Source organism: Bacillus sp. FJAT-50079 (assembly GCF_018343515.1).
Classification (GTDB): domain Bacteria; phylum Bacillota; class Bacilli; order Bacillales; family Bacillaceae_C; genus Lederbergia.
In genome coordinates this window covers 151,646-164,976 of the sequence record NZ_JAGYPD010000006.1, presented here as the reverse complement: position 1 = coordinate 164,976, position 13,331 = coordinate 151,646, and the positions used below count along the sequence as shown (strand labels likewise).

Here is a 13,331-nt window from a genome sequence, read left to right as displayed (position 1 = left end):
CTTTACTCACTCCGTCCTCTATTCTTTTATTAATGACAAAACTTCAGCGCGTGCTTGACTGTCCGTTGTAAAAATTCCTCGTACTGCGGATGTTACGGTCTTCGCTCCTGGCTTTTTAATGCCCCTCATCGTCATACACATATGCTCTGCTTCTAAAACGACCATGACACCATATGGTTCAAGCTTCTCCATCATGACGTTCGCTACCGTGCTCGTAATTCGTTCTTGAAGCTGTGGTCGTGCTGCAACCGTTTCAACCGCCCGTGCGAGCTTACTTAATCCAGTAACTTTACCGTTTCGAGGAATATAAGCAACATGGGCAACACCGAAGAACGGAACAAGATGGTGCTCACACATTGAATAAAACGGAATATCTTTGACGAGCACCAATTCTTCATGCTCTTCACCAAATATTGTTTCAAAGTATTCTTCTGGATTTTTTCCTAGTCCTGCGAATACTTCTTCATACATCTTTGCCACACGCTTCGGGGTATCTACTAATCCCTCTCTATTTGGATCTTCTCCAAAACCCTCGATCAGCATTCGTACTGCTTCTTCAATCTGCGGGCGATTAAACTTTGCCATATGTAATCCTCCTAAAATAACAATTCCAATACTCCAATATTAGCATAGGTTTGAATATAAATAAAAAGGAACTACCGATTGGCAGTTCCTTTTTACGTCATCTTAAAGATGTATGTATTATTTTACAGCATCTTTAAGAGCTTTACCTGGTTTGAATGCAGGTACTTTGCTTGCTGCGATATCAATCTCTTCACCTGTTTGTGGGTTACGACCTTTACGAGCAGCACGCTCACGAACCTCGAAGTTACCAAAACCGATTAGTGATACTTTATCACCGCTTGATAATGCGTCCTGAATTGATTGGAAAACAGCATCAACCGCTTTAGTAGCATCTTTTTTAGATAGTTCAGTTGCTTCGGCAACAGAATTAATAAGTTCAGTTTTATTCATTCCATTCACCTCCTCCCAAAAAGAGAGTATTCATTGTACTACTATTACATTAGTGAACAATTAAATGGATTTCTAAACATTTCCTATGCAAGAAATCGTCTGAACTGCATATATATCAACGATTTAACAGCAATTCTGTTTAAAAGATTAACATAATCAAAACATGTAAGCAAGAATAAAAGTCATATTAAATGGAAAAAGTGCTGAATTCCTCCATTCAGCACTTTTTCTTGACATTTTATTGAAATTTTCAAGGTGTTAATTGTCATAAAATAATCGCAATTAAACCGCCAGATCCTTCGTTAATGATTCTTTCAAGCGTTTCTTTCAATTTATATCTTGCATTTTCTGGCATCATGGCAATTTTACCCTGAATTCCTTCCCTTACTAATGAGCTTAAGCTTCTACCAAAAATATCGGAATTCCAAATCGATAGTGGATCGTCTTCGAAATCTTGCATTAAATATCTAACGAGCTCTTCACTTTGTTTTTCTGTACCAATAATCGGAGCAAATTCAGATTCAACATCTACTTTAAGCATATGAATCGATGGGGCAACAGCTTTTAAACGGACGCCAAAGCGTGAACCTTGACGGATAATTTCCGGCTCATCAAGACTCATATCCGCCAATGATGGAGCAGCGATACCATACCCCGTTTGACGTACCATCGCAAGCGCATCCGAAATTTGATCGTATTCACGTTTTGCATTCGCAAAATCTTGCATTAATTCAAGGAGATGATCCTTCCCTCTAACTTCTACACCAACAATTTCTTTTAATACGTCATCATATAAATGATCTGGAGCAATCAAATCAATTTCTGCAACCCCTTGCCCCATATCTACACCTGCAAGACCTGCATTTTCAATAAATTCATATTCATAAAATTGTTGCACAACCCGATCGACATCGCGCAGCCTCTTAATGTCCTTCACCGTTTCTTTTACTGCATTTTGATAGCTTGAGCGCAGCCAATGGTTATTGTTTAAGACCATTACCCAGCTCGGTAAGTTCACATTCACTTCTAATACCGGGAATTCATAAAGAGCTTCACGGAGAACGTTTAACACGTCTGCTTCGCGCATATTTTCTACTGACATGGCGATGACTGGTATATCATATTTTTCTTCAAGTTGTCCTCTTAATACTTCCGTTTCTGGGCTATGTGGTCGAGAGGAGTTGACGACCATAATAAAAGGTTTTCCAACCTCTTTTAATTCTTCAATGACACGTTCTTCCGCTTCTATATAATCATGGCGGGGAATATCACCGATTGTGCCATCTGTTGTAACGACGACTCCAAGGACGGAATGTTCTTGAATGACTTTTCTTGTGCCAATTTCGGCCGCTTCGTGAAAAGAGATCGGCTCCTCATACCATGGTGTATTAATCATTCGTGGACCGTTTTCATCTTCATACCCCTTCGCTCCCGGCACAGTATAGCCAACACAATCAACAAGTCGCACATTCACTTCTAGCCCTTCGTCGACATGCACAGAAACAGCTTGATTTGGTACAAATTTCGGTTCAGTAGTCATGATTGTTTTACCAGCAGCACTTTGTGGAAGCTCATCTTGTGCTCGAACTCTATCAGACTCATTTTTAATATTCGGCAAAACAACCAATTCCATAAATTTTTTTATGAATGTGGATTTACCTGTTCTAACTGCACCTACTACTCCTAAATAAATATCTCCACCCGTTCTTTCAGCAATATCTTTAAAAATATCCACCTTTTCCAAGAGGTTCCCTCCTATCATTGGGTTCAAAGGACAAACATCATCCATCATTTTTGACGTTGTCCGATTTTGATATTCGTAGTTTGAAAGTAAATAAAAAATCCTTCTTCCACATTATATTGTGCTGAAGAAGGATTATGCTTATTTCGCCATGTAAACTGGTTCATTCTTTTCATCAACGGTGTATGGAACTGAATACGCTGGAACAACAGCAGATTTATCCGATAAAATCGAGCGAATATCATCACCAGGCGCAAACATTTGTTCACTTCCCTGTAAAGTGAGGTATAGATCACTTATATAATCAACATATACTTCTCCATTACCAGTAATGATAAACGGCAAATGATGATTCGTGTAAGGCGAAACGATATACGGATCTGTTTTATAGCCTAATTTTTCATAATCGAGCATAAACACATTATCTGCTATCGTCTCTTTAAAAGGTGGATAACCTTGAGATTTAATTCTTGATTTAATCTCTCTTATTTTTTCTGCTATTCGCAAGTCAACGACCTTTACTGTCGGATTTGTTTCCACATCGATTAGAACATACTGAAAAATCCCGCCATTTTCAAATGAATTTCCTGGAGGGCCTGATATGTACTGTGGGGCAATTTTTTTAAATTCAATCGGATATTTTATGTATATCGGTGTTTCCATATCCCGAGTTTTGATTGGTAATAATCCACCATTTGCCTCTTGAAATTTATTTACCGCTTGTTGAACAGATTGAATTTGTTCCTCATATGGAATTTGATTTTCAACCTTTCTTTCTTGCGGATACATACATCCTGATAATAGAATACATACAATGAATACGATTGACGATTTTAGTAATATTGCTTTCATCGATTTTTCTTCCTTTCTATTTACCCATTGCCGCATATTTAATTGATTAACTTGTTGGCCCTGGCAATACGATAATAAGTGAAAGAAGAAAACCGATGATTAAACAAAGCCAAGCTATAAGCGACATGAAAAACTTCAATATCCCTTTCTTCATTTTAAAGCGACTTATGTAAATCGCAAACATCGCCAGCGCAAAAAGAATCATCGCGATGATCGATATCCACATTTTTTGCATAGACAGTGACATCTTCATTCCTCCATCGTAATAAGTCATCTAAACAAAAGCTATTATAACACGGTGCAGAAAGTAATTTGAGAAAAATACTTACGAATTCGTGGACATTGTATCATTTTAGCTTAACGGGAAAGAAATCGGCACAAGACCGATTTCTAAATTTCTGCTATTTCATTTCCAAATAATTGAAAGCGTTTGATCTGCATGCAAACTGCGCCGACATTCCTTAGTCTGACTACGTACTTAGCCTATATACTAACCTTTTGTATTAAAATGAATACATTTCTTAACCGACAAAAAGCAGGAAGCAAAGAAATATTCCTTTGCTTCCCCAAAACAAAAATACCCAAACCGGCTGTTTAAGCAATTGTTACACCGCATTATATGCAGAAAAATCAGATACGCATTACGTTTCGCCCATCCTCTTACTGTTGATCAAGCTGTTCGCTTAAAATATCAATGAGGTCTTCCATTTCATTTGTTTTTAAGCGTGCCATTAGCTGCGTGACTGCTTCTTTTGCGTTAACGTCACTAAACAAAACATAATGAAGCATTTCCGTAATTGGCATGCTAGAATTGTATTTTTCCGCTAACTGATAAGCAGCTTTCGTCGTCCTTACTCCTTCTACGACCATTCCCATGTTTTCGAGCACCTCATCGAGATCATGGCCTTTTCCAAGCAGATTTCCCGCCCTCCAATTTCGTGAGTGGACACTCGTACACGTAACAATTAAATCACCAATTCCCGCTAAACCAGAAAACGTTAACGGATTAGCCCCCATTTTTGTACCAAGACGAGAAATTTCCGCAAGCCCTCTCGTTATTAAAGCAGCTTTTGCATTATCACCGAAACCTAATCCATCAGAAATTCCAGCAGCAAGCGCAATAATGTTTTTTAATGCGCCACCAATTTCGACTCCAACGATATCCGGGTTTGTGTATACACGGAAATGTTGATTCATAAATAAATCTTGTGCATATTCAGCTGCTTTCAAATTTTTCGATGAGACGACTACAGTTGTCGGATGATGCAGGCTCACTTCCTCTGCATGGCTTGGTCCTGAAAGAACTACAACATCTTTTAAAACATTTTCTGGAACTTCTTGCTCAATCATCTCAGAAATTCGCAATAATGTGTCTGGCTCAATTCCTTTACTCACATGAATAAACGTAAGTGGCTGCTGTTGAAATAAAACAATATTCCGCATTAATTCCCTAATTGCCTTTGTCGGAACAGCTACGATTGCCGTTTCTACATTTTCTAATACTTCTTCCAACGATGTATGAGCTTGAATTTGCTCAGGCAATTGAATGCCTGGCAAATATTTTTCATTCGTATGACGCTCATTAATCTCCTTTTGCTGTTCTTCACTTCTTAGCCATAGATGTACGTCATGACCATTATCGGCAAGTACAATTGCAAGTGCTGTTCCCCAGCTCCCTGCACCGAGAACTGCAAGCTTTTCTTTTTTATTCATATGCCCACCTACTTATTTTTGTTTCTTTTGAAAGGATCATCTTCTCATTTTTAATTTTGTTAAAGTTATCCTTATCCAGCCTCGGACGCTAACGCATAACTCACATCGGCATTGCCACGGAAGGCTCGCGGGATACAAATCATAAGGGCGTTGCAAATAGGCCGTGGCGAACTTCTCCTACAAACGTTAGGCGATGTTCCATTGCTCCTGTTAGAATCCCAAAAGTAAATACGTCGCAAAGCGTCCCCTTGCGTTTTTATTATTATTTGCGTTGACGGGTAATAATTTTAATTGGTGTTCCTTCAAAACCAAATGCTTCACGAATTCGATTTTGTAAAAAACGCTCATAAGAAAAATGCATAATTTCCGGGTCGTTTACAAATACAACAAAAGTTGGTGGTTTAACACTTACTTGTGTTGCGTAATAAATCTTCAATCTTCTTCCTTTATCAGATGGAGCCGGATTCATTGCGACCGCATCTAGTATCACTTCATTCAATACACTCGATTGGACACGCATCGAATGATTCTCACTCGCCGTTTGAATCGCAGGCAATAAGTTGGTTAACCGTTGCTTCGTTTTTGCTGAAATAAATACAATCGGAGCGTAATCAAGAAATAGAAAATGTTCTCTAATTTTCTCCTCAAATTTCATCATCGTTTTCTCATCTTTTTCAACAGCATCCCATTTATTGACGACGATCACGATTGCACGCCCTGCTTCATGTGCATACCCAGCAATTCGTTTATCTTGCTCGCGTATTCCTTCCTCGCCATTAATGACGAATAGAACGACGTCTGAGCGCTCAATCGCTTTAAGCGCGCGAAGAACACTATACTTTTCTGTACTTTCGTATACTTTTCCGCGTTTGCGCATTCCTGCTGTATCGATAATGACGTATTCTTGTCCGTCGTATGCGTAGCTCGTATCAATCGCATCTCTTGTTGTTCCCGCGATATTACTGACGATCACACGATCTTCGCCAAGCAATGCGTTTACAATCGACGATTTCCCGACATTTGGGCGTCCAATTAAGCAAAATTTAATCGTATCATCATCAATCTCTTCTTCTTTCACTGCTGGGAAATGCTTGACGACTTCATCTAGTACATCACCTAGACCAAGTCCGTGGGAACCAGAGATCGGAAAAGGCTCCCCAAAGCCAAGTGCGTAAAAATCATATATTTCCGAACGCATTTCCGGGTTATCCACTTTGTTGACCGCTAAAACGACTGGCTTTTTTGAACGATAAAGAATTTTTGCCACTTCTTCATCCGCCGATGTCACACCTTCACGGCTGTTTGCAATAAAAATAATCACATCTGCTTCTTCAATCGCAATTTCCGCTTGCAAACGTATTTCTTCAAGAAATGGTGCATCACCGATCTCAATTCCACCAGTATCAATCAAGTTAAATTCATGCGTAAGCCAATCTGCCGTGCTGTAAATACGATCCCTTGTTACACCAGGGGTATCCTCGACGATTGAAATTCGTTCTCCAACAATTCGATTAAATATCGTTGATTTTCCTACATTAGGGCGACCTACAATCGCCACAGTTGGTCTAGCCAATACCATCACTCGCTTTAATTAAATTAGTCTTTTTACCATATGTTGAACAAAAGCGGAAACACCCATTTAACGACGTGCAAACAGTGCCCGCCGACATTGCCACAGAAACTTAATCGATGATCCTTAAAGGAAACACGGAGGAGCCTACAAGGCAAGCCGATCTTTTCATAGGAGATATCGTGAAGTTTACTAGTAGCTAGGCGTCTGAGCTAGCCGTAGATTATTAAAATTGAAAGATTATCTACAAGCCAATATGTTGTAATTTCCAAGACGACATTCAAATGTTCAATTTATGTTATCATAGTTTTTTTGAAAATGGCAATTTAAGTCGTATTTCTCGATCATTGTTGCAATTTTTTACGATTGATTTGTGTCGAAAACGAAACGAGATGAACAATCGCTTGGAAGATAAGTAATAACGAGCAAGTAATCGCTAAAATATCTAAACATTCCTTCGCTCCGACCATATGGACCATTCCCCAATGGGAAAGAAGAATGGCAAAGAAGATTTCCCCGTGTAGCACACCAAGGCAAATAAAGAGTAGGCGCAATGATAATGACGATGGATACATAAAATAGGCAAAGAAAAATAAGAAAAAGCAAAAAAAACTTTTTCGATCAATGAACACCCAAATCGGATCATATATTTCAAATAAACGAAAACCGGAATAACCGATTGATAAAGACAGAATTGCCCCACTAACATATAGTTTTTGCTTCCAAGGTAGTTTTGATAGAAAATAATAGCCGATGAACAAGATAATGATTGTCGATCCACTCATTAACATGAACTTGAGTGAAAGATGAACCGGAAATAAAATCAATAATAAAAGTGCGCCAGCTGCCATTGGCAATCGATAAAATTGTTGTTTCTCTAACAAAAAAGTAGCGATAATCCATATGCTCCATAAAAAAAACAAATAAAAAATACCGTCCATATTACACCTCCACCTTTCCAGTATTGGAAAAAGGTAGAAGTTTTAACCATTATCATTTTTCGTTTTAAGATTAGGAGCAACACCATAGCGATGAATAGCAAGCGAGCGTTTTCAAGATTCCTTTTCCTAATGGCGTTAGGGAGAACAAGATGTGCCATAAAACTAATCACTGGGTGGTTAAGTAACTTGAATTAGCGGAAGCCGCCCGCCTTTTATAAATAGTGAGCAAAATCCCGTATTCCCATCCAAATCAGGGCGAGCTCCAATTCCCTGCTATTTTAAGCTAAAGCCTACGGTGGAGAAGCTTAGAAAGGCAACCTAAGTTCATCGGTTCTGAGGGCACGAACTCGAAAAATATCTGGACACTACATAATTAGTTTATTTAAAAAGGTCTGAACTCCCAATTGGAAGAACAGACCTTCTTTTCTACAATCATCTTTAGTTTTTAAAGTTTTTTAATTTATCGCCGATCATATCACTTAACTGGAAACCTTTTGATTCTTCAGGAAGCTCATAATCCTTTTGTTGTTCGTTTTCTTCAAGTTCCTTCATGCTTAATGATAGGCGTTGTTCATTTTCATTCGCATCAAGAACTTTCACTTTCACACTTTGTCCTTCTTTCAGCACTTCATGAGGTGTGCCGATATGTTTATGGGAAATTTGCGAGATATGAACAAGCCCTTCAACACCAGAGAATACTTCAACAAAAGCACCGAACGAGACAAGACGCTTGACCGTTCCTTCGAGCACAGTTCCTCGTGGAGCTTTCTCGGCAATATTTGCCCATGGTCCTGGAAGTGTTTCTTTAATCGATAAAGAAATTCTTTCGTTGTCACGATCAACTGACAATACTTTTACTTGTACTTTTTCACCTTCTGTGACAACGTCAGCAGGCTTATCAATATGCTCATGTGATAGTTGAGAAATGTGAACAAGCCCATCGATACCACCAATGTCAACAAAGGCACCGAAATCAGTCAATCGTTGTACTGTTCCATCCAATACTTGACCAGCTTCAAGCTTCTCTAATAATGCGCGTTTTTCTTTGCTCTTTTCTTCTTCTACAACTACTCGGTGAGATAAAATCAGTCTATTTTTCTCCCGATCTAATTCGACAATTTTAAATGATAATGTTTTGCCTTGATAATCTGCAAAGTCTTCCACATAATGGTCTTCAACCATTGATGCTGGAACGAAACCTCTTACCCCAAGATCAACGACGAGCCCACCTTTGACGACTTCATTCACTTCAGCGTCAAATACTTCTTGGTTTTGATAACGGCTTTCCAGAACTTCCCATGCTTTTTCAGCATCGATTTTTCGTTTTGAAAGCACAAGCAATTCCTCTTCTACTTTCGTAACGATCAAGTCAAGAACTTCTCCTTCTTTTACAGCATCCGATGCTTTTTCGATATGGAGACTTGAAAGTTCGCTGATCGGAATAATTCCATCAACTTTGCTATCTTCAATATCTACAAGGACCTGCTTTTCTTCAATCTTTGTAACAGTTCCTTTTACTCTGTCGCCTTCTGAAAAGCTTCTAACTTCAACATTATTCATTTCCTCAGACATATGTACTCCTCCTATCAACTTAAAAAATGCTGCAAGGATACTCATTCATCATTTTCATTTATCGGTTTCATAAATCCTCACATAATTCGAAATAATTACCTTGTTACTAACTTCTTATAAATACTGGATTTTGTCAAGTAAATGAATTCACGAACGGTGCTTTTCCAGTAACTTTTTAATTTCCGCCATGATGACTTTTGTTGCTTCTTCTGCTGATGCTTTATTGTTTCGCATTTCTGTAAAATCGATCGGCTGACCAAAGACGATTTTTAATTTCCTAAAAGGTTTATAAGGACCAATAATCGCACATGGGACAACATGCGCATTCGATCTGAGCGCAAAGAACCCAGCTCCACCAAGCCCTTCTCCTAACTCTCCCGTCTTACTTCTCGTACCTTCAGGAAAAAGTCCGACAACTTCGCCAGATTTTAAAAATTTTAATCCTGTTCTTAATGCTTCTCGGTCACTCATCCCTCTTTTTACCGGGAACACCTTAATGCTCTCCATCAATTTTTTTGACCAAGCATATTTGAATAATTCGGCCTTCCCCATAAAATAGACAGGTCGTGGTGATGTAAATCCTATGATCGGAGGGTCAAGGTTATCGATATGGTTCGGACAAAGCAAGACACCGCCTTCTTTCGGAAAATTCTCAGTCCCAACCGTTTCGATTCGATAAAGCGAGCTTAAAATAAATTTCGTTACCGCCTTCGCAAAAGCATAAAAACTCATTTTTCTTCGATCCTTTCTCTTGCCAGCGTCAATATTTCATTTTTCACTTCGTCAATGGAAAGATGAGATGTATCAATCACGATTGCATCGTCCGCTTTCACTAGCGGTGAGATTTCTCGCTCGGAATCTTGCTTATCGCGAAGCTCAATCTCCTTCATCAATTCCTCTAAATCGGTAGTAATCCCTTTCGCTTTATTTTCCTCGTATCTGCGCTGAGCCCGTATTTCCACACTTGCTAGCAAAAAGATTTTCAATTCCGCATCGGGAAGCACACTCGTCCCAATATCTCTCCCATCCATGACAACACCACCGTTTTTTCCAAATTGACGTTGGCGTTCAACTAAATCAAGGCGAACGGCTTTTGATGCCGCTACTGCTGACACAGCATTTGTTACATCGGATTGACGAATGCGTTCCGTTACATCTTGACCATCCAAATAAACAAGCTGTCCACTCACACTAGCTTTCAACTCGATTTTCGTCTTCGCGAGAAGTTCTTCCAAATATCCTTCATTTTGAATATCCACTTTCTCCTGAAGGGTCTTATACGTAAAAGCCCGATACATTGCCCCCGTATCGACATAAATATATGATAATTGTTCTGCCACCCTTTTCGCGACAGTACTTTTTCCAGCTGCTGCTGGGCCATCGATGGCAATGCTAATTTTCTTTTGTACCAACACGTTCACCTGCTTATCGTTATTAAAATTTAAAACTACCTTTTCTATTTAAAATCATTTCATAAAATGATTCAAATATCTATCCCCTTTTTACGATATTCTACTTGCTTTTCAAAACAAAAGCGAATGAGCTGTTGCTCATATTTTTGATTATCGATAAATTGGATTGACGCATATTTCATCCCCTCTTTTTCGAAAATCCTTTTTATTTTACAAGAAAGCTCTAAATAATGGTACTCTTGATCTTTCATCACTAAGACGACGCAAATTTTCCCTGATTCACCTTGATGAACGTTTGTTGTTGAAGGTATGATAATTAGACAGCCGCCAGCACTAAAATCTTCCGTCACTGTCGCGAATTTCGAACCACTTTCTGAAAATTCACAAGCAACATCAACTGAAACAGCTATTCTTACGTATTCTCTGCGCTGAATTTTCATTAAGTTATCCCGTCCTGGATAATGAAGAATAAGCATTGGAACAGGGTTTCGTATTCGTCCGTTTACATATGTTCGAAACGTGTATGCAGTCAAATTTTCGGAAACGAAATTTGCATACATAGTAATATTTGCTGGCAAATAAGACGTTCTGTTCGTCTCAATGTTTAATGGATATTGAATGTAAATTTGGTTATCACGTATATCCGCAATTTTCGATTTATACGTTTCTTCCTTTCCTTGGTTATGTAATTCAATCATTATTTCCATTCCGATTTTTAACATCCGCTCCACATCCTGTCGAATACTTAGTACTATTATCGCATGTCAGAAGATGTGTTTCCACCACAATTGTTTTTAAGTCTACCGTTTTTCATCACAGCTAAGCGTATTTTTCAAGAGAACCTCTAGTCAAGTTTTTTTAATTTGTTTTATAGAGCTGTTGAAAAGGTTGGGAAAAAAACGACTTTCATTGAAGCCTTCATCAATTTTACTCATTCTACGCTGAACTTGGATGTTGATTTGCGCTCCATGCACTTCGCTTTCCACAGGGCGAGCGGTGAGCCGCTTCGGGCCAACAGGATGTTGGTCACGAAGCCGTTGCCACACGATGTGGCGAATTTAGGCTTTGTTCCTTAAACGCGCCTTGCAGGTCTCACCTGTCTCGCACATCCCGCAGGTGCGGAAACCAACATTATTAGATAGATGAAACATCTATTTTCAAGCACATAAAAAATGCGGGCGGTTTTCTCCGCCCACATTCATCGATTAAATAATATCCTCGTATACGGTTTCTGCATTTTGTAGCTTTTCTACTTTTTCCTCAATCCCATTTTCAGCATTAATATAAAGACGATATGTGTCATCGTCCATCGTTCCGATAAATTCATAACATAATACTTCTTCGCCAAGATCATTGACAATGATCGCTAATCGGTTTTCCATCACACGCACATTTTCGTTTATAAATCCCCTCGCATCCGCAAGAGTGAGAACAGGCTCTGTCATTTTTCGTTCTTTTTTTCCTTTTAAATAATCGGCAGCAGCAAATCCGATAATTTGCCCATTGTCTAAAGCGACTTTAATTTTAATGGATTCTGGATAAATCGTTACCCCATCTTGGACAGATGTGAATGTCAATAATCCGATCGAATCATATTGAGTGCTCTCAGTTAGCTGTAATTGTTCATAGTCATGTGATGATAAAAATTGTTCTGCTTTTACTTGTGCATCATGCAAACTTAGTTTTTGCTCGCCGATGTCACGATGGTTCATAAACCAGACGGGATATCCGCCTTTTTTTGTAATATCAAGGCTTGCACTATTACCATTGCCATCATCAAGGTTAACACTATAAAATCCGTAATTGGCCCCTTTTCCATTTTCGGCTACGACAGATTGCTCGACTGTTTTCATTGCCGCATATTTTTGTGCCAATTGTACCGCTTCTTTTTCGGTAATTGTTTTTCCTGTTATATGATCGTAATTTTCATCTTTTTTCTTAAAAGATACGATTGCCGTATCTTGAAAATTTTCTTCATCATACCCTTCCACTTGCTTTTCCACCGTCTTAAAACCATCGATAATTGTATTATCCGCCGCTTCTTTTCCGGACGCTAATGCAGTCTCGACGTCCATCCAGCGCAAATTATTCTTTAATACTTGATGCTGAACATTTCGCAATTCACCGCGAATATCATTACTTTGCTTATACAGCTTTTTCAATGTTGCGTACTCTTCATCTGAAAGCGGCTCATTATCTAGATCACGGACTGCCGTTCGATAACTAAAGTTTCCGATATTCGTTAGAAACTCTTCCGTTTTATTAAACGGCATTAACGTGAGAGGCAATTGTCCAACTTCTCCCCTTGCTTCAGAAGTAATTCTCCAAACATCCGCCAAAGTCGGTGATAGTGACTTTTTTGAGTTCATCGCTAATGTTGACCCAATTTTGTCATTTAATAAATCCATTTGATACGTCAAATTATGAAATGCTCGCTGATAATTATTCTCTGCATTGATAAGGATTGCATTTTTTTCCTGATGCTCTTGATAACCCCAATATGCTGACCCAATCACTCCAACAGTTAACACTGCTATCAAAATGGTTCTAATCAT

At 38.8% G+C, this 13,331-nt stretch carries 13 protein-coding genes; all 13 read right to left on the bottom strand.

Annotated features, from left to right (window positions below; all coding sequences use genetic code 11):
- Positions 1 to 18: 18 nt before the first annotated feature.
- On the bottom strand, positions 19 to 585 hold the full coding sequence (gene folE / locus KHA95_RS16990) for a GTP cyclohydrolase I FolE (protein WP_213138752.1): 567 nt from the start codon (positions 583 to 585) through the stop codon (positions 19 to 21).
- Positions 586 to 702: 117 nt separating this feature from the next.
- Positions 703 to 975, bottom strand: coding sequence for an HU family DNA-binding protein (locus tag KHA95_RS16985; RefSeq protein ID WP_213138751.1), 273 nt, complete (start codon positions 973 to 975; stop codon positions 703 to 705).
- A gap of 265 nt (positions 976 to 1,240) precedes the next feature.
- Positions 1,241 to 2,719, bottom strand: a complete 1,479-nt coding sequence (gene spoIVA, locus KHA95_RS16980; protein WP_213138750.1) for a stage IV sporulation protein A — start codon at positions 2,717 to 2,719, stop codon at positions 1,241 to 1,243.
- Positions 2,720 to 2,857: 138 nt separating this feature from the next.
- The gene (locus KHA95_RS16975) at positions 2,858 to 3,568 is read right to left on the bottom strand and encodes a hypothetical protein (RefSeq protein ID WP_213138749.1); all 711 of its coding nucleotides are present in this window, start codon (positions 3,566 to 3,568) and stop codon (positions 2,858 to 2,860) included.
- 46 nt (positions 3,569 to 3,614) lie between these two features.
- Positions 3,615 to 3,815 (bottom strand): DUF2768 domain-containing protein, encoded by a 201-nt coding sequence (locus tag KHA95_RS16970; protein ID WP_213138748.1) that lies wholly within the window; start codon positions 3,813 to 3,815, stop codon positions 3,615 to 3,617.
- Positions 3,816 to 4,228: 413 nt separating this feature from the next.
- Positions 4,229 to 5,281 carry an NAD(P)H-dependent glycerol-3-phosphate dehydrogenase gene (locus KHA95_RS16965; RefSeq protein ID WP_213138747.1) on the bottom strand — a complete coding sequence of 351 codons (1,053 nt, stop codon included), beginning with the start codon at positions 5,279 to 5,281 and terminating at the stop codon, positions 4,229 to 4,231.
- 262 nt (positions 5,282 to 5,543) lie between these two features.
- A complete protein-coding gene (gene der, locus KHA95_RS16960) occupies positions 5,544 to 6,854 on the bottom strand; it encodes a ribosome biogenesis GTPase Der (protein ID WP_213138746.1) in 1,311 nt (436 codons plus the stop codon).
- A gap of 341 nt (positions 6,855 to 7,195) precedes the next feature.
- A complete protein-coding gene (locus KHA95_RS16955) occupies positions 7,196 to 7,792 on the bottom strand; it encodes a YphA family membrane protein (RefSeq protein WP_213138745.1) in 597 nt (198 codons plus the stop codon).
- Positions 7,793 to 8,230: 438 nt separating this feature from the next.
- Positions 8,231 to 9,364, bottom strand: a complete 1,134-nt coding sequence (gene rpsA / locus KHA95_RS16950; RefSeq protein WP_213138744.1) for a 30S ribosomal protein S1 — start codon at positions 9,362 to 9,364, stop codon at positions 8,231 to 8,233.
- A gap of 147 nt (positions 9,365 to 9,511) precedes the next feature.
- On the bottom strand, positions 9,512 to 10,096 hold the full coding sequence (locus tag KHA95_RS16945; RefSeq protein WP_213138743.1) for a lysophospholipid acyltransferase family protein: 585 nt from the start codon (positions 10,094 to 10,096) through the stop codon (positions 9,512 to 9,514).
- Positions 10,093 to 10,776 (bottom strand): (d)CMP kinase, encoded by a 684-nt coding sequence (cmk, locus tag KHA95_RS16940; protein ID WP_213138742.1) that lies wholly within the window; start codon positions 10,774 to 10,776, stop codon positions 10,093 to 10,095. The genes KHA95_RS16945 and cmk overlap by 4 nt, the downstream gene beginning before the upstream one ends.
- A gap of 71 nt (positions 10,777 to 10,847) precedes the next feature.
- The gene (locus KHA95_RS16935; RefSeq protein ID WP_213138741.1) at positions 10,848 to 11,498 is read right to left on the bottom strand and encodes a flagellar brake protein; all 651 of its coding nucleotides are present in this window, start codon (positions 11,496 to 11,498) and stop codon (positions 10,848 to 10,850) included.
- Between the two features lie 483 nt (positions 11,499 to 11,981).
- Positions 11,982 to 13,331 carry a germination protein YpeB gene (ypeB, locus tag KHA95_RS16930; protein WP_213138740.1) on the bottom strand — a complete coding sequence of 450 codons (1,350 nt, stop codon included), beginning with the start codon at positions 13,329 to 13,331 and terminating at the stop codon, positions 11,982 to 11,984.